Source organism: Pseudomonas savastanoi (assembly GCF_020917325.1).
GTDB lineage: Bacteria > Pseudomonadota > Gammaproteobacteria > Pseudomonadales > Pseudomonadaceae > Aquipseudomonas > Aquipseudomonas amygdali.
In genome coordinates this window covers 4,548,298-4,571,421 of record NZ_CP076652.1, presented here as the reverse complement: position 1 = coordinate 4,571,421, position 23,124 = coordinate 4,548,298, and the positions used below count along the sequence as shown (strand labels likewise).

Here is a 23,124-nt window from a genome sequence, read left to right as displayed (position 1 = left end):
GCGAAGCGTGCTACCGGCAAGTGCCAGACAGGCATTGGTTAGCAATTTCCGAACCAGAGGAACGAACGTGCGTTTGAAATATAAGGGGTTGTCGCTATTTCATATAAACGGCTGGCAATAGGCCGCCCATGCGCGCTTACAGGGCTGGTGTTCATCGCCCGGTCCGATACAAGATGCTTGTTCAGGTAAGAAAGAGCGGAAGATTGGTAACGAATCGGGAAGTTTCCTGCATGGAGACGGGATGATTCGTTCGTCGGTGTTTCAAAAAGGTGCACGGTATTTCTCGTGCGCCTTTTTGGTGCTCTAGTTCAGCAGGTCCTGTAATGACGCCAGGCTGTCGGCTTCGGCCACCGGCTTGTCCTGCCGCCAGCGCAACATACGCGGGAAGCGCACCGCAATGCCGCTCTTGTGGCGCTTTGACAAGGCGATGCCTTCAAAGCCCAGTTCGAATACCAGCGTCGGCGTGACGCTGCTCACCGGGCCGAATTTTTCCACGGTGGTTTTACGAACGATGGCGTCGACCTTGCGCATTTCCTCATCGGTCAGCCCTGAGTAGGCTTTGGCGAATGGCACCAGCGTGCGCTCACTGGCGTCGGGCGGGCCGTCCCACACCGCAAAGGTGTAGTCGCTGTACAGGCTGGCACGTCGGCCGTGGCCGCGTTGCGCGTAGATCAGCACGGCATCGACACTGAACGGGTCGATTTTCCATTTCCACCACACGCCCATGTCCTTGGTGCGACCGACGCCGTACAGCGAGTCGCGGGCCTTGAGCATCATGCCCTCGACGCCCAGGCTGCGAGAGGCTTCACGTTGAGTCGCCAGATCAAGCCAATCCTTGCCGGTGAGTACCGGGGAGGGCATCAACACCTCGCTCTGGACGCTTTCGATCAAGGTTTCCAGTTGTGTGCGACGTTCATGTTGCGGTCGGCTGCGCCAGTCATCGCCTTGCCATTCAAGCAGGTCATAGGCCAGCACCACCACGGGAACGTCAGCGAGAATTTTCTTGCCGAGGGTCTTGCGGCCAATCCTTTGTTGCAGCAGGGCGAAGGGCTGAACCGAAGGTGACGCTGTGGTGGCATCACCGTTCAACGCAAATTCAGCGCCACTATCGGGGCTCGGCTCGGGGGCTTTCCAGACGACGATTTCTCCGTCGATAACTGTGCCGTCAGGCAGGCACTGCGCCAGGCTGTGCAGCTCGGGAAACCGGTCGGTGACCAGCTCTTCGCCGCGCGACCAGATCCACAAGCGTCCGTCACGTTTGACCAGTTGTGCGCGAATACCGTCCCACTTCCATTCCACCTGCCAGTTCTCGGCCGCCCCGAGCAACTCCTCGAACTGATCGGCTGGCTGTTGCAGGGAATGGGCAAGAAAAAACGGGTAGGGCTGACCGCCACGTTGTGCGTGCTCGTCTTCGGATTCGGGGGCGATCAGTTTCAGGTAACGCTCGGCGCTGGGCCGATGTGACAGGTCGGTATAGCCCACCAGTCGTTGGGCGACGCGCTTGCTGTCGATATCGGCCAGCGCAGCCAGTGCGCGCGTCACCAGCAGTTTCGACACGCCAACCCGGAAACTGCCGGTGATCAGTTTGATACAGACCATCAGGCTGCTGCGGTCCAGTTGCGACCAGAACATCGGCAGGCGGGCTGCCAGCTCTTCGGGCGGCAGGCCGCGTAACGGCAGCAATTTTTCTTCCATCCAGGTTGCCAAGCCCTCGTCATTGCTGTGATCGGCCTGGGGCAGTAACAACGACAAGGTCTCCGCCAGATCGCCGACCGCCTGATAGCTTTCTTCGAACAGCCACTCCGGCAGATTCGCCAGAGTCATTGCCTGTTCGCGCAACACGCGGGTCGGCACCAATTGCCTGGGGCGTCCACCGGACAGGAAGTACACGGCCCAGGCAGCATCCTCTGCAGCCGCTTTCTCGAAATAGTCACGCATCGCGGCAAGTTTGGCGTTGCTCGATGTGGTTGCGTCCAGCTGTGCGTAGAGTTCCGCGAAGGCTTTCATGACTGAGCCGCCCCCGCAGTTGCTGCCTCAGGCTCTGCCGTCGCCGGATTGCTGTCTTCTTCATCGCCGTATTCGGTGCTGAAGCCTTGCGCATCCAGACCCAGTTCGCGCAGATAACGCACCAGTATGCCGACCGAACCGTGGGTGACCATGACCCGCTCGGCACCAGTCTGTTCGATGGCCCACAGCAAGCCGGGCCAGTCGGCGTGATCGGACAGCACGAAACCGCGATCTACACCGCGCCGACGTCGAGTGCCGCGCAGCATCATCCAGCCGCTGGCAAAGGCATCGCTGTATTCGCCAAAGCGCTTCATCCAACTGCTGCCACCGGCCGAGGGTGGGGCGAGAATCAACGCCTGGCGCAGGGCCGGATCGGTCTTTTTGAAATCGCCAGCGTATTGGGTTTCCGGAATACGAATGCCGCCTTCGCGGTAGACCCGGTTCAACGGCTCGACAGCGCCATGCACCAGAATCGGCCCGATCTGCGAATCAATGCCATGCAGAATGCGTTGCGCCTTGCCGAACGAGTAGGCGAACAGCACGCTGGCCTTGCCCTGAGCCGCATTGCCACGCCACCACTGGTTGATGCCTTCAAAAATCTGCGACTGCGGTGCCCAGCGATAGATCGGCAGGCCGAAGGTCGATTCGGTAATAAAGGTATGACAGCGCACCGGTTCGAATGCCGCACAGGTGCCGTCTGGTTCGACTTTGTAATCCCCGGAAGCCACCCAGACTTCGCCTTGGTATTCCAGCCGCACCTGCGCCGACCCCAGCACATGCCCGGCCGGGTGCAGGCTGAGTTTTACCCCGTGATGGGTGATGGTTTCGCCGTATTCCAGGGTCTGCAGGTTGATGTCCTGGCCAAGGCGCGAACGCAGAATGCCCTCGCCACTGGCCGCCGACAGATAATGCTGATTGCCGGTACGGGCGTGGTCGCCATGCGCATGGGTAATGACGGCCCGTTCGACCGGGCGCCACGGGTCGATATAGAAATCACCGGGTGGGCAGTACAAACCTTCGGGACGAGCAACGACAAGATCCATGAGGCAACCGTATGGATGGGCTTGTTAGCTATGAGCCGGGGCAGGGCGGGAAGTTCGGGGAGTTTGCGTGAGGGCTGCGTAGCGTGAGGTGCGATAAATGTCCAAAAGAACACTATCGTGCATAAAAGCGCTTTTTTGTCGCGATGGCACAGACGACGCAGAGTGCGACCTGAGTGTCAGGGCGAAGGAACCCGACGAAGTCGGGCCGGAAACAGGAGCGAGGGGATTTGCCTACTTTGGCCCCATCAAAGTAGGTCGCCGAGGGGCGAAAAGGTGACTCAAGTCGAGCCTGAATCTCACTGAATCGCAGAACGGTGTGACGCGGAGCGTCACGAAATGCATTACCACGCGGAGCGTGGGAACGATAGGCGTTCGGGAGCCTGCTCCGCGTAGGTATGCTCGCTGGAGCATTCGGAACGATAGGCGTTCGGGAGAACACTATCGTGCCCATGCTCCGCGTGGGTATGCCGTTCTGGACGCTCCGCGTCCGGTTTTCGGCGCTTACTTGCCCGGCGTGAGTGTCAGGCGTTGCTTGCCGTAGCCTTTTTCATAGTTCTGCTGTTGCAGCGGGATCGACATGTATTGACCTTTCTGCCACGGCTCGATGCTGTTGGCATAAAACGGGCTGGCCGGGTTGCCGGACTGGCCGGTGCTGATCAGGCCGGTCATAGGCTCGACAAGGCTGAAGTCGACGATCATGCGCAGGCCGGGGGCCACGTGTGTATCGAAACCTTTACCCCACTCGAAACCGGACACGTTCAGCGTGCTGTGGTCGCCACCTGCCGGAGACGCACCGCGATTGAACTCGCCGCCACCCAACTGTTTGGCGAGCGGGCTGGTCGAGGTCCAGTTGTCGCGGTGCAATTTGCCCCACTGCCAAGTCTTGTGATCGCTACCCAACAGGCTGTCGCCACTGGTGACAGCAGCCGCCAGACTGCGCGCCAGGATGGCTGGCTTGTCTTCTTTCTGCGGAGTTTTGACGTCATCCCAGTAAGGGCTGTCATCACGGCCCAGCAAATGGTCGGCTTGCGGCGAATACGACGAGCTGGCGTTGGCCACCAGCGCCTGCCAGGCAGGACTGGTTTCCGGGCCTAGCTCATCAAGGAAAATCTGTTTGGCGCTTTCCTGCAGAAACAGCTCGTACAGCGCAGCGTCAGCCGACGTTGCGCTGAGCTTGCCATCAAATGCCATCAGGCGCGTGAACGCTTCGCGGGCCTTGTTGCGATCCGCTTCCGGCAGGGCGTCGATAGCCTGCTTGAGCGGCTTGCTCATGCCCGGTGCCTGGAACATGGTCTTGAGTTTGGCCGCGAATGTCGTGGTCTGGTCGTACTGCATGGCGACGGTGCTGCGCAGGTCCTGCTTGCCGCTGTTGGCCAGCTCGGCAATGCGCTCGGCGCGCTCCGGGTAGCCCCACGAGTTGGAGAACTGCATGCCGTAGCCTTTCGGAATGGTGCGCTGGTTGGCCGCCGCGAGCCAGCCCTGGCGCGGGTCCTGGTCGTAAGGATGGAGCATTGAGTCGGCGAAACCGTCCCAGTCATATTTGCCATCCCAGCCCGGCGAAGGCAGCAGGCCCTGGCCTTCACGGCGGTTCGGGAAGCGGCCGGTGACCTGCCAGCCAATATTCGAGGCATCGGCGAAGATCATGTTCAGGGTAATCGCACGAATCTCGCGGCTGGTATCGAACGCCTTCTCGACGTTGGGTGCACGGGACAGATCAAAGAACGCATCCAGGCTCTTGTCGTCCTTGAAGTTGGGCACTTGCAGCGCCAGGCTCAAGCCATTGCCGGGCGGCGTTGCGCTGGCATTGAGCAATGCGCCATGACGCGTCTCGTAAACTGTTTCACGAATTGGGCTGCCGCCTTTGACCAGAAAGGTTTCCTGGTGAGAGGCTGCCGGCACCCACTTGCCATCCGCCATGTAAGAGATGCGGTTGCCTTCGCGCTTGATCTTCTCCAGAAACAGGTCCTGGTTGTCGCCCTTGACGTTGCTCATGCTCCACGCCAGCTTGCCGTTGAAACCGCTCAGGACCAGCGGCAAGCCTGCGATGGAAACACCGGACACCTGATATTTCGGTGCCCGGATCTGCACGAAGCTCCAGGCGGAGTTGAGCCCGGCAGGCAGTTGCATGTCGCTGGCCAGCAGGCTCTTGCCGCTTCGGCTGCGTTGCGGCGCGATGGCCCAGTTGCTGGAGGCTGCAACACCCAGCATGTTCAGGTCCGAGAGCTGCAAGGCGATCTTGTTCAGGTCGCTCAGGCCGTTGACCTGATTATTCAGGTTCAGGCCCTTGAGCTTGTCGGCTTCGGCAAATGGCAGTTCTTCGTCAGGGTAGGTCGGCAGCAGCCAGGCAAGTTTGTCTGCCCCTACTTTCTGCGCCAGCACCAGTGCCGAAAGCTCTTCCTGCAGGTTCACCGACAGGCTGAAATTGAGCAGGCTGAAGATCAGCGCCGAGTCTTCCGGTTTCCAGTATTCCGGCTTGTAGCCCGAACTGGCGACATCGGCCGGCAGCTTGTCGCGGTAGCGGAACAGGTAAGCGTTAACGCCGCGCGCATAAACGTCGAAGAAGCGCTTCAAGCGAGGCGAGGCGGCGTTATACAGGTCGCTGGCGTTTTGCTTGAGGTTGACCGAGCGCATCAAACGGTCGACTTCCAGCGCGTCCGCCCCGGCCATTTCCGACAAACGGCCCTGCGCAAGCAGGCGCATTCCGAGCATCTGACCGATGCGATCACCGGCATGGATGTATCCGAGGGTGAACAGCGCATCGTGGTACGTACTGCTTTCTATCAGCGGCATGCCCATGTTGTTGCGGCGCACGGAAACGTTTTGCGCCAGCCCTTTGAGCGGGAACGTCCCGGAAGCAGGCAGTACGGTCTCGGGATCACCGCCGCCCAACTGGCAGCCGGCAAGGCTCAGGAAACTCGCCGCAGCGGCGGCAGCGCCGAATCGGGGTAGAAAATGACGAAGGGCTGGCGAGGCCATGGGCAAGCTCCTGGAGGGGTAACGTACAAAAGTCGCTACGTTAGAGAGCAGGCCGTCAGCGCGCAAGCGGGGAGGGCGAGTTTATTTCAGGATTTTGCAGAAGCTGGCCACACGCCTCTTGTTCCGCCGCGTTTGAAGATGCGCGCAAATGAAAACGGCCTGCTTATGCAGGCCGTCAGAAGAACGCTCAACGCTTTACGCGCCGTGGCACTTCTTGAATTTCTTGTCGCTGCCGCACGGGCAAGGATCGTTGCGACCCACATCTTTCAGGGTGTTGCGCACCGGTTCCTGGTGGGCATGCCCGCAGTTCGGACCGTGCACATGGCCATGCTGGTGGTCGTGATGATCGTGATCATGGTCGTGGTTGCAATCGGGGCCATGAACATGGGCTTGCTGGTTCATCGGTTTTACTCCGCAAATAAATCTGGCGCGCATTATCCAGCAAATCGGGACGAAGCAGTATCGGCATATTTCGATTCACATATGATTGCAAATTTAAGTATGCTTATTTTTTCGGGCGTTTTTCAGCGTCTTTGTATTTTCATGCGCAGAGCCAACCTTATGACCCGACAAGAGCGTATCGCCAGGGCAATTGCCGCCAGCGGCATGAAGAAAGGGGAAATTGCCGCACAGTGCGGCGTTGCCAATTCTGCCGTCACCCAATGGATCAGCGGCGAAAGCAAAAGCCTGCGGCCGGAAAACCTCTATGCACTGGCGCGGGCCACGGGCTTTCGTGCCGAGTGGCTGGCGATTGGCGAAGGGCCTGAAAAGGACGCCCACTTTGACGCCAACGTTGCCCGGATCGATCAGCCGAACATGTCCTTTCGTTATCCAGTAATCAGCTGGGTGTCGGCAGGTTCCTGGGAGGAAGCCGTCGAGCCTTACCCTGACGGTTTTTCCGATCGCTATGAAATCTCCGATTACGACTCCAAGGGCCCGGCGTTCTGGCTGGAGGTCAAGGGCGACTCGATGACTGCACCCACTGGCGTCAGCGTGCCAGAGGGGATGATGATTCTGGTTGATACAGAAGCCGATGTGCAGCCCGGCAGGCTCGTGATCGCCAAGCTGCCCGCCAGCAACGAGGCAACCTTCAAGAAGCTGGTCGAGGACGGCGGCACGCGCTACCTGAAGCCCTTGAATCCTGCGTACAAAATGATCGAGTGCGGTGCCGACTGTCGCATCATTGGTGTAGCTGTGAGAATGACCGCCAGGCTATGAGCCTTGTTTTACAAGGCTTGCGGGCGTTATCCGTCGCGACGTGAGGCGGGGCGCGTCCTACGAAGTGCTTGCGCAGGTCTTGCAGCTGGAATACTGTATTTATATACAGTTATCTCCGGGAGGCAGTCATGACTGGCACTCGTAATGGGCCGACAGGTGCGTCGTCTTATGAACAGATCGGCAAGCGCATTCAACGGCTGGTATCTGCGCCGAATGTTCAGAAGATCCAGTGGGTCATCGTAGCCCGACGCGACGATGAGCCTGTGGACAGCTGGAACGTGGTGCTCCGGGAAATCGAAGAAACCGAAGGGATCGAGGTCGACCGTCAGCCAGACGGTTCGGTAAGGATCGGCTGGCAGCGCTATATCGACAACTGAGCCTTTATACGGTACTCCGCCACGTTTGATGGCAAACGTTTCATTTTATTTTTAAGCATGCTTAATTTTTTGGTTTCGGCTTCAAATACCGCCGTCGCATCGACCCGCAATACGCGCAAGGAAGCGATAAAGGGCAGGGCGGGCCCGAACGTCAACCAGGATGACCCTCATCAACCCGTTCCCTGCCATTCGAATGGCAGGCTCTCAGCGTCTGAATTTCTGTGTTCGTGAACGGCTGTATCTCTTGAGCGGAGTCAGGTCCGATGGATATCTTGAATGGTTTGGCAGACAGAGGCGAATGGCTGGTCGCCGGTCTGGTGGGTGCAATCATCTCTGGCTGGTGGCATAAGGCAGGCTTGCTCGACTGGCGTGCCTGGCTGGTTTTTCTGGTCACCGGCGTGGCCTGTGCGGTGTTTCTCACCGGCATCGCCAGTGATTATCTTGGCGTGGCGGACCCTCGCAACACCACCGGCGTGGGCTTTCTGTTGGGCTCGTTTGGTGGCGCGTTGATCAGCGCAATCAATCGGGCATTGTGGGCGGCGGATATCTGGAAGTTTCTGCTGGAGCTGATCAAGGGCAAGCTGGGCGGTTAGGCCACGTGATTATTTGCGTTGAATCAGCTCATCTGGTGCCACGTCGCCGGTTTTGCCGATCCGCACGTTGTGCCTGAACAGCATTCCGGTCTTGAGCTTGCCTTCAAGCCGGTAATGGATCAGCTCATCAGGTTTTTTCAGCAGTTGAGCGATGTATTTCGCGTAACGCCACAGGTTGGTACGAACAGGCACCACAAAGGTTTTCCGGCTATGCGCATCGACGAAAAACCAATCACTGAATTGGTCGTCAGCGAGCACAACGTCATTAAGCGAGATCTTATAGTTCAGGCCGCGTACGAACAGGTCCGAGTCGTTGGGGTTATCGACCTCGAAATACAGTTTGAAATCCTGTTGTGTCAGCCTTGCCTTGACCACCTGGACTTTGAGCAAATGCACTTCCGGATCCTGCACGCTGTCAAAGCTCAGTAACGAGCATCCGCTGAGACCGAACATGACCAGCGCGAGGCTTATGATTCTTGTAATGTGCGCCTGAAAAAACATGGATGTGCTCCGTTTGACGCCTGAGTCTAACAACTCGACGGTCAAGGGTAACGCGCTTGTTGCGCTGTCTGATGCTACGCCATACTTTTTATTGACGTGCTTACCGGTGTCTCCATGAATGTCTACGAAATTGTCTTCAGTGCCGAATTGGTCGCCGGAGCCCAGCCCGAGAAGGTCAGGGCCAACCTTGGCAAGCTGTTCAATGCCGACGCCGAGCGTCTGGAGCTTCTGTTCTCCGGGCGCCGACTGGTCCTGAAAAACAATCTCGATGCGGCAACCGCTGAAAAATACCGCGCTACGCTGGAGCGGGCAGGCGCACGGGTCCATGTGCTGGAAATGAATACGCCGCTGCCCATGGAAGAGGTCGAACTGGCTCCGCCGCCCGACGCACCGACCTGGTTGCGTAAATCTCCGGCTGGCCCGCAGTCGGGTACGGGCCGTCTGCAGATCAAACCGCGTGACGCGTATATGGCTGCTTTCGAAAATGTCGATGCGCCGGACTATTCGGTGGCCGAAGCGGGGGCCGACCTGTCGCCCGCCAAACCTCAGCCCGCAGCGCCACTGCTGGATCTTTCCCGGTTGAGCCTGGCACCGGTGGGCAGCGACATGGGGCAGGCCGAAAGGCCCGAGTCGCAGGCGGCTCCCGATACTTCTCACCTGAAGGTCATTCCGGAGTAATGCTGCGGGCCAACTGAATCCTGAAACGGAATTATTTTCAATCAGCTCTGTTACTTTCGAACTTTCGCTCGGCTAACAGGCATTGAGAAATATTCCATCAGGAGTTGCCCGATGTCCCGTTCGTTAGACACCCTTCTGCGTCCCAGTCTGTTGGCCGTGGCGATTGCCCTGTGCACGCCGCTGGCCAGCCCGCTGCTGATGGCCGCGCAGCAGGCCAGCGTGGTTGCCTATGACCTGCCTGCAGGCCCCCTGGCGACCACGCTGAACCAGATTTCCAGCCAGGGTGGTCTGGCATTGAGCCTCGATCCTGCGCTGGTTGCTGGCAAAACAAGCCCAGCGGTGAAGGGGGATTTCGACGCGGCGACAGCCTTGCGTGAGGCGTTGCGTGGCAGCGGCCTGCAACTGGTGCAGAGCAGCGCCGGGACCTACACGCTGATGGTCATGGAGCAGAACGCCTTGAACCTGTCGGACGTGAACATCAACGCCAACAGCGCGCCCGCCGAAGGCTCGGAAGCTGCAGGTTATCGCAGCGAGAACATCAGCAGCGTCGGTGCACTGGGCGGCATGAAACTGCAGGACGCGCCGTACTCCATCAGTGTGACGCCTCAGGCTCTACTGAAAAACATTCAGGCCACCTCGCTCGACGATGTCATCAAGCACAACCCGTTCACCCAGATGTACTCACCGACCAGCGCCGGTTATGCCAGCGCCGTCAACATTCGTGGTTTCAGCAGCTCGGGCAGCCTGAACATCGCCAATGACGGCTTGCGCTTTACCAATGGTGCTGATGGCAGCAACTACATTGAAGAGATGGAACAGCTGGAAGTCATCACCGGTCTGACCGGTTTCCTGTATGGCCCGGCCTCGCCGGGCGGGCTGGTCAACTACGTCATCAAGCGCCCCACTTACGAACGCTATAACAGCGTCACGCTGGGCAATGCCGGTGGCGAGAACTACTACCTGCATGGCGACTTCGGCGGGCCGATCGACAGCGAAGGCAAGTTTGCCTATCGCCTGAACGTGTTGACTCAGGATGGCGAAACCGCTGTCGACATGAACAAGCGTCGTCGCGAAATGATTTCCCTGGCGCTGGACTGGAACGTCTCCGACGACCTGCTGGTGCAGTTCGACGCTTCACACAAAAAGACCGAAATCCGCGGTCTGACCAGCTATTGGTACTTTGGTGACCAGTCGTTACGCCCAAGCGCAGCCTCGCTGGACAACGACAAACTCTACAGCCAGAAGTGGTCGTTTTCCGATTATGAATCCGACAAGGCGGGCGTACGCGCCAAGTGGCGCTTGAACGATACATTCACCTTGCGCGCGGCTTTTGCAGCCCAGCAGTACACCTCGGAAAACACCTACACCGGGCCGACGGTTTACAGCGCGGGTCTGTATTCGCAGCCGTTGTACGCCTTCGCACCGATCGAAACCGAAGAAAAGACCGGCTCGCTGTTTCTGGATGCAGCATTCGATACCGGTTTTCTCGGCCACAAGGTCACGATGGGGTACCAGGGCAATACATCTCGCCAGAAGCAGTACGAAGACCACATCCCGTACACGCCTGGTCAGCCTGGTCCGCAATACACCTCGCCAGTCGGCACGATACCGCTCGACCAGACACCCCAGGTCGGCAAACCGTCGTACTCGATTGGCCACGGCAACCAGCGTCTGGCTAATAGCTCGGAGAGCAACAACTTCCTGATCGGCGACATCATCACCTTCAACGAGCAATGGTCGGCGATTCTTGGCGTGACCAACACGCAGATCAAGACTTACGCCAACGAGTTCGTTTACGCCAAGGCCTTCGGCTCCGCAGAGACCGAGACCAAATACAACGAAAGCAAGACCTCGCCAAACATCTCGCTGGTCTACAAGCCGCTGCCGTGGCTGACCACTTACGCCACCTATATAGAAGGTCTGCAATCCGGCGGTGTCGCCCCGAGCGGCGCGGCCAATGCCGGCCAGGCATTCGCACCGGAAGTCAGCGAGCAATATGAAATCGGTGCCAAGGCGACGTTGGGTGAAACCCTGTTTACCCTGGCGCTGTTCAACATCGAGAAGCCCAACGGCTACACCACGGCCTCGAATATTTACGTGGTGGACGGACGTCAGGAAAACAACGGCCTGGAGTTCAGCGTGACCGGTAAAGTCGTTCCGGAACTGACACTGGTCGGCGGCTTTACCTTGCTGGACCCGAAGATCAAGAAAACCGGCATTGCCGCGGATGAAGGCAACGCACCGACCAACGTCGCCAAGCAACTGGCCAAGGTCTATGCCGAATACGACATCAACCCGGTGCCTGGGCTGGCGGTAACCGGTGGCGCGTTTTACACCGGCAAGCAATACACCGACCAAAGCAACGAAAACGACCTGCCGTCCTTTACCACCTTCGACGCCGGTGCCCGCTACCGCATGCGCGTCTCGGAAAACGACCTGACCCTGCGGGTCAACGTCAGCAACCTGGCCAACAAGGAATACTGGCTCAACAGCAGCTACCTGGGCGACCCGCGCACTGTAGCGTTCTCGGCGCAGCTGGAGTTCTGAGTCAACCCGATCCACCTGATACGGCAGACCGCTGTGTGATGTAGAGCGTGGGCTGGCCACTGCCACAGAAGTGCTTTTTTATCACGATGGTACTGACGACGCAGAGTGCGACGTTAGTGACGGCTGAGTCCTGGCGCTGATCCGGGGGATGCGAGGCAGGACGCCGAGCAAGCCGCACCGGGCCAAGGATGGCCTGTTGCGGCGACCCCCGGATCAGTGTCAGGGCGAAGGAACCCGACGAAGTCGGGCCGGAAACAGGAGCGAGGGGATTTGCCTACTTTGGCCCCATCAAAGTAGGTCGCCGAGGGGCGAAAAGGTGACTCAAGTCGAGCCTGAATCTCACTGAATCGCAGAACTGTGTGACGCAGAGCGTCACGAAAGGCATTACCACGCGGAGCGTGGGAACGATATTCACCATCGTGCGACGTTCTGAACGCTCTTGATGGTGCGGCGCAGGGCTCACGCACGGCATTCCCCCTCTGGAGCGTGCGGAACGATCATCTCGACTATCTCAAACCACGTAAGGCGAGCAGCATTTCTTGAATTTCTGTTCGCTGCCACACGGACACGCGTCATTGCGGCCGGCCTTGAGCGGGACCGTGGAATCGATGAAATACCAGCGGCCCTGATTCTGCACGAACGACGAGCGTTCCTTGTGGCTGTGTTCACCGTTACCGTCGTGCCAGCGGGCAGTGAAGGTCACAAAAGCATGCTCGGGCTTGCCGCCGAATACCTCAGAACTTTCTACCTCCAGCCCCAGCCATGTGCTTTGCGCGCTCCACTGGGCGATGGCCTCACGGTTCAACCCGCTTTGCTGAACAGGCAACGTCGTCTGGACCAGATAATCAGTCAGCCCCAGCACGTAGGCGCTGTAGCGCGAGCGCATCAGCTTTTCAGCGCAGGGCGCAGGCTGACCTGCGTGATAGCGACCGCAGCAGGCCAGCAACAGATCGCCGCTGCCGCACGGGCAAATAGCACTACTCATAGGTCACCACCAATACTTTCCAAAATTCTCCGGGTTGGCCCAATACTTCGCGTTCAGCCAGTCAGGCACCTGCTTGTATTCGCGCAAGTCGTAGGTGAACAGGTTCAGCACCTGCTCGTCGCGGGTGAAGCGTTCGCTGGATTGCAGGGCCAGCGAGAAAAAGTCGGTCTCCTGCCAGCCGCAGGCCTGCAAGTCGGCCAGCACCGCAATGCGGCTGGCGTTAAGGTTGCGGATACCGCCCAGCAGCTCCAGACCGGTGCGCTTGGGGATGTGCTCCAGGCAATCGACCACCAGCGCCAGGTCGAAACGTTGCGCCGCCAGATTTGCGGGCAGGGGGCCGGGTTCGGCCAGCGCCACCTCGGTCTGCGGGTGTGCTTCCTGAAAGGCTTGCAACGCAGGGAACGCCTGAGCGCCGATCAACAGCAGACGCTGGGGTGCGTAACGGTCGAGCAGGGCCGCCAGCGCTTGCTGCGGCGTGCGGGATGAGTAGCCGACGGTCATCGAAAGTCCTCTGGTTGACTGACAAGACTAGCCTGCCGGACCCGCTCTGAACAGCCGTCAGTATCAGGCGAACGCCCACAGACTGACGACAACGATCTATGCTTGATCTTTTTCAATACACTGCTGGCATATTCGGCGTACAGCACGTCTACTGTGCGGCGACGAAAAGCGCGCGCAGACTGCGCTTTCGTAACGGATCATGACAAGGGGGCAGGCGATGAAGGTGTTTTGGGGGCTGGGAAAGATCTTGATGCTGGGCTTCTGGCTGGTGGTGCTGGCCAATGCGGTCATTGAAGCGCCCAGCCCGTTTGGCGTGATGATCGACATGGCGGGTGCCGTACTGTTGTTGACTCACTTGCTCGAGCTGATCCTGTTCAACGGCAGCCTGCGCGGTCGCAGGCATCCCTGGCGCGACCGGGGCAAAATCATCCTGTTCGGCATCTTTCATGTTCAATCCATCGGCCGTTCGGCCACAGGGCACTCTCATGCGTAAGCTCGTTCTGCTGGCTGCACTGTTCAGCCCTATGGCCTTGGCTCAGGCGATTATCGTCGCGCCACACTCGCTCATGCGTCTGCCTGGCAACAGCAGCGTTCTGCAGGTCGAGCGCCTTGAAGTGGCCGACTACGGCACCCTGCTGATCCCGGCCGGTATCGATGACGTGAAGATCGGCGAACTGGTGCTAGGGCACGAAGCGCGGATTGCCATCGTCCCCGGTGTACAGGCGTTCAACCTCGTCGTGGTGCATGGTGAATTCGGCACCGGCAGCCAGATCACTGCGCGAGGCGCTCCGGGTACATTCGAGAAGCCGGCACTGCCGGGGCGCAATCTGACCCTGCGTCTACAGAGCCTGAATGCCGAACAACTGTCGATCGATGCACGCGGCGGCGCGGGCAGCCCAGGCTACGCCGGGCTCGATGGCGGCACGGGCGAAGAGCCGGGCTGCACCTGGGGCCAGGCCGGGCGTGGTTACAATGGTGACAGTGGCGGCAACGGCCACGACGGCGCAGCCGGTGCGCAGGTTCGTCTGGAGCTGCCACAGAGCTTTCCGGCCGAGCGTATCAAGGTGAATGTTGCGGGTGGCGCGGCAGGCAAGGGTGGTGAAGGCGGCAAGGCAGGCAAAGGCGGCGCTTCGAAGGGCTGCATCGTCTACCGCGCGGACGGCGGCAAGCCAGGCAGACCGGGCGAACCCGGCCTGCCTGGTGTTGCAGGGCCCGCGGGCAGTTTGATTCTGCAGCGCCTGTAATCTTCAACAGCTGTCATCCTCGAGAGGCAGCCCGGATCAGGCGCAAGGCCACGATCCGGGCAGTCATCACGGCAGCGCGCTTACTGCGGTACGCCTTTTTCCCAGTTCTTCCAGTCGCCGACAATGGCCTGCACCAGCGGATTACCGGTGCGGTACAGGTTTTCCAGTGCCGGTACGAAGGCACCCTGGTCGGCATACTTGAGCAAATTGTCCACTTCGCTGTAACCCGGATACGGACGGTCGAAATCGGAACCTGCGCGCACCACGGCCAGTCGATTGACGTCTACCTTGCCTGCCTTGCTGGCGCGTAACAGGGCTTCGTACGTCGAGTTGTCCTCCTGCTGGGTGGTGCAATACACGCCTTTGCCGTCGGTCAGCAGCTTGGTCCAGACTTCCGCCCGCTCACTCAGACGCGTTCCGGAAAACCACGTGTTGCCCGCCAGCGTATCGCACTGCGTCACCTGCGGCGGCTGATTGGCCGGGGCGTAAGGGTACTTGACGCGCCAGGCGGCGGATTCCTTGCTCTCGCTAAGCGTCACTTTTTGCGACAGGGCGAAGGCCTTGGCCTGAAGTTTGGGGTTCAGCTCAAAGACTTCAGTCTTGTAGTCCAGCGGTGGCTTTTCGTTCGGACCCTTGGTGTTGATACCCAGGTAACCGGTCGGCCAGTCCTTGGGCACGTCGCGCGAATCGATTTCCCACTGCGTGCCGAACTCCACCAGATAATGCGCCCACGCAGTGGTGCCGAGCGTGCCGTGGTGCGGGTTGATCCCGGCAATGCCAGCAACGATGAAGTAGGTCTTGCGCAGGTCGAATTGCGGCGATAGCGCCAGCGCCAGTGTCGACGCGGCAGCATTGGTCTGGCCCATGCCGGTGACCATCAGGCAGACGTCCTGAGCGTTGCAGCGGATGGCCGGATACTCGGCGGCAAGGCCGGGCACCTGAATCTCTTTGGTCAGATGCAGCCGGTCGATCCAGTTCTGCGCTTCGGGCGCAAACATGGCGACCAGCATGACCTTGGGCGTGACTGGCGTAACCGGCGCGGTGGCTGCCCAGAGGGCAGGGCTAAGCAGGGCCAGTGTGGCGCCAAGTGTATTGCGGGTAATGTGTTTCATGAAAACTCCTGTCGTCATAATCAGGTTCAGAATTGGTAACCCACGCCTGCGTAATATCCCCAGCCGTCGGAGCGCGCACGGAAGTTGCCTTCGCCGAAGTTCAGCTCGCTGCCGTCCTGCCAGTTGCCGCCGTTGTGGAAGTAACGACCCACCAGGGTGAAGCGCAGGTGCGTGAAGGCGTAAAGCAGCACGTTGGTGGCGACTGTGGAGTTGCCAGTGCGTGCCGGATCGTTCTTGAGGTCCGAACCGAAATCGAAGTTGGTGAAGCCGATGTACGTCAGCGAAGCGCCGTTGTCGAATTTGCTGATCGGTACGATGTATTTGAGCTGGGCGCGATAGCCATCCCACGAGTACTCATTGCTGGCACCGTAGTTCTCCCACTGGTAGCGGCCATAGAAGTTGGCCGACAGATTGACCCGCGAGTGGGTATCGATGTCAGTGCCCAGGCCGCTGTACAGGGTGTTGGCCCGGTTCGCCGTATTGCTGCCGTGGTCGTAGATCCAGTCGAAGGCGACGTACCATTCCTTGAACGGCCCGATGGCCAGACTGCGCCCGGCGAGGTAGTCGATCGAGACGCGTGGCTCGTGCTCCATGAACAGCGGCGAGCCATGGTCCCAGACGCCTTTGTCATTATCATTGCCGATGCCGAGAATCTTCGGTACGTCGACATAGCCATAGAGCTCAAACGGCCCCTTGCGGCCGAAGTACTCATACTCTAGATAAATGTCATCGTTGGGCTTGGGGCCGAAGCTGATGTCCTTGCTGCCGATCAGCGTCAGGTCCTGGTTGAACCAGTCTGAAAAGTACGCGCCTTTGCCTTCCTTGGGTGAGGCGGGCGGGCTGAGCGCTTCGCCTTGAGCCGAGTCTTCGGCAGCGGCGGGCTGTGCCAGGACGCTGGTGCATGGCAACGCCGCAGCGGCGGCGAACAACAGAAGCATAAGGAATCTTGAGGGCGTTGCGGATCGAGTGAATGGCGGCTGTGGCATTGAAGCTCCTTTTCGTGGGCGCGTACTGCTGATCGCAAACGTTTGCACAGCCCATGCCAAAGTGTTTCAAGATGTTGAATGGCTTGGATATCGGGCACAGAAGATGACCGATCGGGCAGGAAACTGCCCGCAAGCTGTGCGCGGTGTCACCGCCAGTGCCCCGCGATGTTCCGTTTTGCCTCAAAGGCCCGGACGGGCGGCTGCCAATATCACTACTGCCAGGCCGATAATCAGGTTGATGCCGACCAGCCGGCGAATGTGACCGAGTGCTGCTGCGCCTTCGGCCCATTGTTCGGCGTCCACGGCGCGACGCAATTCCGGCAACTGCAATGAATGGATACGCAGGAACAGCGCAACCATCACCACGTACAGGCCCATCATGATCTGCACATAACGCGGCGCGGTTTCAAAGCCGGTGAAGTTCAGCTGGATCATGCCGATGCCGGTAATCGGCAGCAGCACCACGGCTGCCCAGACCCAGACGAAGAAGCGTGGAAACACCTGGACCCACACTTTCAAGCGAGAAGGGCCTTCAAGTGCTGCAATGACTGCTGGACGCAAGACCATCCAGGCGAAAAACATCCCGCCAACCCACACCAGGGCAGCCAGCAGATGCAGCGTATAGACAGTAGAAAAAGCGGTCATCGGACACTCCGTTCTGCGCGGATGGATTTAGCGCGCTATGATAGCGCCCACTCAGAACTACTGAAAATTTATCCAGCCTTTTTAGCCGTGCCCCCGAACCGAAGCCAATGATCAGTACCGAACTCAAAACCCAGATCCAGGGCGCCTACTCGCGTTTCCTCGAAGCCAAGAGCCTCAAGCCACGCTATGGCCAGCGATTGATGATCGCTGAAGTTGCCAAGGTGCTGGGGGACATTGACACCGATGAAGAGGGCCGTCGTTCGGGCGATCCTGCGGTCGTGGCCGTCGAGGCCGGGACGGGCACCGGCAAGACCGTGGCGTATGCCATCGCGTCCATCCCCACCGCCAAGGCAGCAGGCAAGCGGCTGGTAATCGCCACCGCGACCGTCGCCTTGCAGGAGCAGATCGTCTACAAGGACCTGCCGGACCTGATGCGCAATAGCGGTCTGAATTTTACCTTCGCGCTGGCCAAGGGCCGCGGCCGTTACATGTGCCTGTCGAAACTCGACGCGTTGCTGCAGGAGAGCGACGCGACCAACGCGACCGCGCAGCTGTTTGAGGAAGAAGGCTTCAAGATCGAGGTCGATGAAGCCAGTCAGAAGCTGTTCACCAGCATGCTGCAGAAGCTGGCGGGCAACAAGTGGGACGGCGATCGCGACAGCTGGCCACAGGAACTCGCCGATCAGGACTGGGCGCGGCTGACCACCGATCACAGCCAGTGCACCAACCGGCATTGCCCCAACTTTCAACAGTGCGCTTTCTATAAAGCGCGCGAAGGCATGGGCAAGGTCGACGTGATTGTCACCAACCATGACATGGTGCTGGCCGACCTCGCGCTGGGTGGCGGTGCGGTGCTGCCGGACCCACGTGACACGCTGTACGTGTTCGACGAAGGCCATCACCTGCCCGACAAGGCCATCGGCCACTTTGCTCATTACACCCGACTGAAATCCACCGCTGACTGGCTGGAACAAACCGCCAAGAACCTCGCCAAGCTGCTGGCCCAGCACCCGCTGCCCGGCGATCTGGGCAAGCTGATCGAGCAGGTGCCGGAGCTGGCCCGCGAGATCAAGGGGCATCAGCAGTTCATGTTCGGGGCCTGCGAGCAACTGGCGGACTTCCGCGCCGGTGAAGACATGCAGGGCCGCGAGCGGCCCCGTCACCGCTTTGTCGGCGGCGTGATCCCCGAGCACATCCGCGAGATGGGCATCGAGCTCAAGAAGGGCTTTGCGCGCCTGGACGATCTGTTTACACGCCTGACCGAGCTGCTCAAGGAAGGCATGGATGGCGAGGTCAACATCGGTATCGCCAGCCATCAGGCTGAAGAGTGGTATCCGCTGTTCGGCAGCCTGCTGGCCCGCGCCCACGGTAACTGGGAACTGTGGACCGCCTTTACCGCCGAAGACCCGGAAGACAGCCCGCCCATGGCGCGCTGGCTGACCCTGGCCGACAGCGGTGCAATGTTCGATATCGAGGTCAATGCCAGCCCGATCCTGGCGGCGGAAATGCTGCGTCGCAACCTGTGGAACATCGCCTACGGGGCGCTGGTGACTTCTGCGACACTGACCGCGCTGGGCAAGTTCGACCGCTATCGCATGCGTGCCGGTCTGCCCAAAGGGGCGGTTACCGCGGTTGTGCCAAGCCCGTTCCATCACGCCGACGCTGGTGTGCTGCGTGTGCCGGACCTCAAGGCCGACCCGCGTGACTCGGTGGCGCATACCGCAGCGATCATTCGCGACCTGCCCGGGCTGGTGGAAGGTTCGCGAGGCACGCTGGTGTTGTATTCGTCGCGCAAGCAGATGCAGGACGTTTTCGACGGCCTGGACCGTGACTGGCGCAAGCAGGTGTTCATCCAGGGCAACCTGTCCAAACAGGAAACCCTCAACAAGCACAAGGCCCGCGTCGACAGCGGCGAGTCCAGCGTACTGTTCGGGCTGGCCAGCTTTGCCGAGGGTGTGGATTTGCCCGGCGCCTATTGCGAACACGTGGTCATTGCCAAGATTCCGTTCGCGGTGCCCGACGACCCGGTCGAGGCTGCGTTGGCCGAGTGGATCGAAGCGCGTGGTGGTAACCCGTTCATGGAAATCGCCGTACCCGATGCGTCGTTGCGTCTGGTTCAGGCCTGCGGCCGCCTGCTGCGTACCGAAGAAGACCGCGGCACTATCACGCTGCTGGACCGACGCGTCGTCACCCAGCGCTATGGCAAGGCGATTCTCAATGCGCTGCCACCGTTCCGCCGGGAAATAAGCTGAGCCAAAGATGAAGAGCGTTTCACATCTGTTCCCAAAGCGCTCGATCGCTGAAACAATACGCGCCATTTAGCCTGTCGACAGGCTCATGTTGCCAGTCAGGAGTCAGCCGTTGCAGATCCAGGGTCATTACGAACTTCAATTCGAAGCGGTACGTGAAGCCTTTGCGGCGCTTTTTGACGATCCTCAGGAGCGTGGTGCCGCCTTGTGCATCCAGGTCGGCGGCCAGACGGTCGTTGATCTTTGGGCTGGCACCGCCGACAAGGACGGTGCCGAGGCTTGGCACACCGACACCATCGCCAATCTGTTCTCATGCACCAAGACCTTCACCAGCGTGGCGGTATTGCAGCTGGTTGAAGAAGGCAAGTTGAAGCTGGACGAACCCGTCGCCAGGCTCTGGCCCGAATTCGCCGCGGCTGGCAAGGCATCGATCACTTTGCGTCAACTGCTCTGCCATCAGGCAGGTTTGCCTGCGCTGCGCGAGCAACTGCCTGCCGAAGCGCTTTACGAGTGGGACACCATGACGGCTGCGCTGGCGGCCGAAGAACCTTGGTGGGCGCCGGGGCAGGGCCATGGTTATGCGGCAATCACCTATGGCTGGCTGGTGGGCGAGGTGCTGCGTCGGGCCGACGGTCGAGGCCCGGGGGAATCCATTGCCGCGCGCATTTCTCGCCCGCTGGGGCTGGATTTTCATGTGGGTCTGGCGGATGACCAGTTTCATCGTGTTGCCCATATCGCTCGAGGCAAGGGCAACACCGGTGACGATGCCGCTCAGCGCGTACTGCAAGCGACGATGCGCGAGCCAGCCTCCATCACTGCCAAGGCGTTCACTAATCCGCCGTCGATCATGACCAGCACCAACAAACCCGAATGGCGCCGCATGCAGCAACCGGCGGCCAACGGCCACGGCAATGCGCGCAGTCTTGCCGGTTTCTACAACGGTTTGCTGGATGGCAGCCTGCTTGAAGCAGACATGCTCAACGAGCTGACCCGTGAGCACAGCCTCGGTCAGGACAAGACTCTGCTGACCTCGACCCGTCTGGGTCTGGGCTGCATGCTTGACCAGCCGACCGTTGCCAACGCGACCTATGGTCTTGGCCCCAAGGCGTTTGGCCATCCCGGGGCAGGCGGTTCGGTCGGGTTCGCCGATCCTGATTACGAGGTCGCCTTTGGCTTCGTTACCAACACCCTGGGGCCGTACATTCTGATGGACCCGCGTGCGCAAAAACTGGTCGGGATCCTGCGTGAGTGTTTGCAGTAAGTATCGGCCATAAGTGCTTGTTTCATACCGACTGTCAGTTAAATGGCTGTAACAGGAACCGTACGACGGTTTCTTTTTCCAACTGCATCTTTATGCATGTTATACCGGCGTAGTCACGTCCTTCTGTCTGATCAAAACCGTTGCGGGTTATCCATGTCGTCTAATAAAAGCCTCGTTCTCGCCCTGTGCATCGCTGTGACCGGCTGTGCTCAAACCCCTCAATCCGACTCTGCTGCAACCGGAGGCCATTGGTGGCAGTTCGGTTCAGGCAGCGAGTCTGCTGATGCAGGCGCTGCTGCAAAGGCTCCGGCACCGAGCCCGGTACCTGCTCCGGTCGCCAAGGCCGCTGCAACACCGGCAGCACCTGCGGCTGGCGCTGAAAACAGCGCGCCTTGGTACTGGCCGTTCGGCTCGAAAGATAACGCGCAGGCCAAACCTGATGCCGTGGCCGACAAGCCTGCCGAAAAGCCAGCTGCGCCTGCCTTGGTAGCCAAGTCGGAAACTGATAGCAAATGGTGGTGGCCGTTCGGTAGCGAGGGCAAGAAGGACGAGCTTAAAGCGCTGCCGATGCCTGATCCGAAAGTGACCCAGGCCTGGCTGGACGAGTACGAGCCGCGTCTGCGCGCTGCAATCAAGGACAGCCCGTTCCAGTTGGAGCGTCGCGAAGACCTGCTGGCAATCACTGCACCGGTCGACAGTTCGTTCAACCCCGACCGTCCGGCCATGCTGCTGCCCAACACGCTGGGTCCGATCACCCGTCTGGCCAAGGTGGTCGAAGGCGATCAGAAAACTGCCGTGCTGATTCTCGGTCATGCCGACACTTCGGGTCCTACCGAAGCCAACCAGAAGATCAGTCAGGAACGCGCGCAGTCTGTTGCGGCGATTTTCCGTCTCAGTGGCCTGGAGCGTAACCGTCTGAGCCAGCGCGGGATGGGTGCGGTGATGCCACGTGCCGCCAACGACAGCCTGCAAGGCCGTGCACTCAACCGTCGTGTTGAAATCCTCATGACGCCGCAGGACACCATGCGCGCGCTGATGGCCCGTTATGCGCTACCGCCGGTTGCTCCAGTCATGGTTGCCACCCAGGACGTCAAGCCAGTAGCGCCAGCACCTGCTGCCGCGCCTGCCAAGAAAGCCGCCGTGGCGAAGAAAGACACTGCCAAGAAAGCGCCGGCCAAGGCCAGCACTGCCAAAAAGGCTGCGCCTGCCAAGACCACCGCAGCAGCTAAAAAACCAGCAGCGACCAAGGCCCCGGCCAAGGCGCCCGCCAAGAAAGATGACAGCCAGGCCAGTAACTGAGGCTTGATGCGTTACTTGTGACCATGCATCGTAGATGACTATCGTGCCGACGCTCTGCGTCGGTACGCCGTTCTGGACGCTCTGCGTCCGATCCTGAGTGCGCATTGCAGCACAGATTTGTGACGCAGAGCGTCACGGGATGCATGCCAACGCGGAGCATTGGCACGATGATCACCTGTCTAAGCACCACGTAAAACCTGCGCAGGAACGAAACCATGACTCAGACCCTGGCCGACATGCGCCGTGATTACACCCGCGACGGGTTGACCGAAGCGCAATCACCGGACGAGCCCTTCGCGCTCTTCCATACCTGGTTTGACGACGCTGTAAAGACCGAACAACCGCCTGTCGAGGCCAATGCCATGACCCTGGCAACGGTTGATGAGCAAGGACGTCCGCATTGCCGTGTCTTGCTGCTCAAGGGGCTGGACACGCAGGGTTTCACGTTCTTCACCAACTACGAAAGCGCCAAGGGCCAGCAACTGGCTGCACGTCCATTCGCGGCCATGACCTTTTTCTGGCCGACGCTGGAGCGTCAGGTTCGTATCGAAGGTCGGGTCGAGAAAGTCAGCGCGCAGGAATCCGATGCTTATTACCAGGTGCGTCCTCTGGGCAGCCGTCTGGGGGCATGGGCCTCACCACAAAGTCGCGTGATCGCAGATCGTGACGAGCTGGAAGGTTTGATCAGACAGACGGAACAACGCTTCGCAGAGACCCAGCCACACTGCCCCGAGCACTGGGGGGGCTACCGCCTTTTGCCTGAGCGAATCGAGTTTTGGCAGGGGCGCTCCAGTCGACTTCACGACCGTTTGAACTATCGTTCGGTAGACGGCAGGTGGACGCGCGAGCGCCTTGCGCCCTGATTGAATTATTCGCCCGGCGCATCGTCTGAGCGTTATGCA

General features: G+C 59.9%; 21 protein-coding genes. 11 read left to right on the top strand and 10 right to left on the bottom strand.

Going from position 1 to position 23,124, the window contains the following annotated elements; genetic code table 11:
* Positions 1 to 303: 303 nt before the first annotated feature.
* The 4 genes from KP808_RS19305 to KP808_RS19290 form a co-directional block, all read right to left on the bottom strand.
* Positions 304 to 2,007 carry an ATP-dependent DNA ligase gene (locus tag KP808_RS19305; RefSeq protein WP_230016699.1) on the bottom strand — a complete coding sequence of 568 codons (1,704 nt, stop codon included), beginning with the start codon at positions 2,005 to 2,007 and terminating at the stop codon, positions 304 to 306.
* A complete protein-coding gene (locus tag KP808_RS19300) occupies positions 2,004 to 3,050 on the bottom strand; it encodes a ligase-associated DNA damage response exonuclease (RefSeq protein ID WP_058401651.1) in 1,047 nt (348 codons plus the stop codon). Before KP808_RS19300 ends, KP808_RS19305 begins: the two co-directional genes overlap by 4 nt.
* A 501-nt stretch (positions 3,051 to 3,551) precedes the next feature.
* Entirely contained in the window at positions 3,552 to 6,026 is a 2,475-nt protein-coding gene (locus tag KP808_RS19295; RefSeq protein WP_230016698.1) for a penicillin acylase family protein, read from the bottom strand.
* A gap of 195 nt (positions 6,027 to 6,221) precedes the next feature.
* Positions 6,222 to 6,428, bottom strand: coding sequence for an SEC-C metal-binding domain-containing protein (locus KP808_RS19290; RefSeq protein WP_002554826.1), 207 nt, complete (start codon positions 6,426 to 6,428; stop codon positions 6,222 to 6,224).
* Between the two features lie 159 nt (positions 6,429 to 6,587).
* Between KP808_RS19290 and KP808_RS19285 the strand changes: the two genes are divergently transcribed.
* From KP808_RS19285 to KP808_RS19275, 3 genes are all read left to right on the top strand, one after another.
* Positions 6,588 to 7,244, top strand: coding sequence for a LexA family protein (locus KP808_RS19285; RefSeq protein ID WP_230016697.1), 657 nt, complete (start codon positions 6,588 to 6,590; stop codon positions 7,242 to 7,244).
* Positions 7,245 to 7,372: 128 nt separating this feature from the next.
* On the top strand, positions 7,373 to 7,621 hold the full coding sequence (locus tag KP808_RS19280) for a DUF1654 domain-containing protein (RefSeq protein WP_057455702.1): 249 nt from the start codon (positions 7,373 to 7,375) through the stop codon (positions 7,619 to 7,621).
* A 263-nt stretch (positions 7,622 to 7,884) separates the two neighbouring features.
* Positions 7,885 to 8,214: a hypothetical protein gene (locus tag KP808_RS19275; protein WP_005755519.1), complete on the top strand. Its 330-nt coding sequence runs from the start codon at positions 7,885 to 7,887 to the stop codon at positions 8,212 to 8,214.
* A gap of 9 nt (positions 8,215 to 8,223) precedes the next feature.
* Here the strand turns inward: KP808_RS19275 and KP808_RS19270 are convergent, their stop codons facing one another.
* Positions 8,224 to 8,715, bottom strand: a complete 492-nt coding sequence (locus KP808_RS19270; protein ID WP_005743218.1) for an LEA type 2 family protein — start codon at positions 8,713 to 8,715, stop codon at positions 8,224 to 8,226.
* A gap of 114 nt (positions 8,716 to 8,829) precedes the next feature.
* On the opposite strand from KP808_RS19270, the gene KP808_RS19265 reads away from it, so the two are divergent.
* A complete protein-coding gene (locus KP808_RS19265; protein WP_058401654.1) occupies positions 8,830 to 9,393 on the top strand; it encodes a hypothetical protein in 564 nt (187 codons plus the stop codon).
* A gap of 111 nt (positions 9,394 to 9,504) precedes the next feature.
* Positions 9,505 to 11,940, top strand: a complete 2,436-nt coding sequence (locus tag KP808_RS19260; protein ID WP_058401655.1) for a TonB-dependent receptor — start codon at positions 9,505 to 9,507, stop codon at positions 11,938 to 11,940.
* A gap of 511 nt (positions 11,941 to 12,451) precedes the next feature.
* Here KP808_RS19260 and KP808_RS19255 read toward each other — a convergent pair.
* Positions 12,452 to 12,925, bottom strand: coding sequence for a YchJ family protein (locus KP808_RS19255; RefSeq protein WP_004664098.1), 474 nt, complete (start codon positions 12,923 to 12,925; stop codon positions 12,452 to 12,454).
* A 3-nt stretch (positions 12,926 to 12,928) separates the two neighbouring features.
* Entirely contained in the window at positions 12,929 to 13,426 is a 498-nt protein-coding gene (locus KP808_RS19250; RefSeq protein WP_005732254.1) for a DUF6231 family protein, read from the bottom strand.
* Positions 13,427 to 13,643: 217 nt separating this feature from the next.
* Between KP808_RS19250 and KP808_RS19245 the strand changes: the two genes are divergently transcribed.
* Together KP808_RS19245 and KP808_RS19240 are read left to right on the top strand one after the other, a co-directional pair.
* Positions 13,644 to 13,919 (top strand): DUF1145 domain-containing protein, encoded by a 276-nt coding sequence (locus KP808_RS19245; protein WP_004657499.1) that lies wholly within the window; start codon positions 13,644 to 13,646, stop codon positions 13,917 to 13,919.
* Complete coding sequence (locus KP808_RS19240; RefSeq protein WP_230016696.1) at positions 13,912 to 14,670, top strand: collagen-like protein; 759 nt, start codon at positions 13,912 to 13,914, stop codon at positions 14,668 to 14,670. The genes KP808_RS19245 and KP808_RS19240 overlap by 8 nt, the downstream gene beginning before the upstream one ends.
* 80 nt (positions 14,671 to 14,750) lie before the next feature.
* Here the strand turns inward: KP808_RS19240 and KP808_RS19235 are convergent, their stop codons facing one another.
* The 3 genes from KP808_RS19235 to KP808_RS19225 form a co-directional block, all read right to left on the bottom strand.
* Complete coding sequence (locus KP808_RS19235; RefSeq protein WP_005732255.1) at positions 14,751 to 15,782, bottom strand: purine-nucleoside phosphorylase; 1,032 nt, start codon at positions 15,780 to 15,782, stop codon at positions 14,751 to 14,753.
* Positions 15,783 to 15,808: 26 nt separating this feature from the next.
* Positions 15,809 to 16,720: a nucleoside-specific channel-forming protein Tsx gene (locus KP808_RS19230; protein WP_407692661.1), complete on the bottom strand. Its 912-nt coding sequence runs from the start codon at positions 16,718 to 16,720 to the stop codon at positions 15,809 to 15,811.
* A gap of 228 nt (positions 16,721 to 16,948) precedes the next feature.
* Entirely contained in the window at positions 16,949 to 17,413 is a 465-nt protein-coding gene (locus KP808_RS19225) for a CopD family protein (protein WP_005732258.1), read from the bottom strand.
* 107 nt (positions 17,414 to 17,520) lie between these two features.
* On the opposite strand from KP808_RS19225, the gene dinG reads away from it, so the two are divergent.
* The 4 genes from dinG to pdxH all read left to right on the top strand — a co-directional run bounded on the left by dinG (position 17,521) and on the right by pdxH (position 23,085).
* Entirely contained in the window at positions 17,521 to 19,665 is a 2,145-nt protein-coding gene (gene dinG, locus KP808_RS19220; protein WP_002554813.1) for an ATP-dependent DNA helicase DinG, read from the top strand.
* Positions 19,666 to 19,774: 109 nt separating this feature from the next.
* Positions 19,775 to 20,923 carry a serine hydrolase domain-containing protein gene (locus KP808_RS19215; protein WP_122258779.1) on the top strand — a complete coding sequence of 383 codons (1,149 nt, stop codon included), beginning with the start codon at positions 19,775 to 19,777 and terminating at the stop codon, positions 20,921 to 20,923.
* 153 nt (positions 20,924 to 21,076) lie between these two features.
* Complete coding sequence (locus KP808_RS19210; RefSeq protein WP_230016695.1) at positions 21,077 to 22,222, top strand: OmpA family protein; 1,146 nt, start codon at positions 21,077 to 21,079, stop codon at positions 22,220 to 22,222.
* Positions 22,223 to 22,437: 215 nt separating this feature from the next.
* The gene (gene pdxH / locus KP808_RS19205; RefSeq protein ID WP_058402138.1) at positions 22,438 to 23,085 is read left to right on the top strand and encodes a pyridoxamine 5'-phosphate oxidase; all 648 of its coding nucleotides are present in this window, start codon (positions 22,438 to 22,440) and stop codon (positions 23,083 to 23,085) included.
* Positions 23,086 to 23,124: the final 39 nt, after the last annotated feature.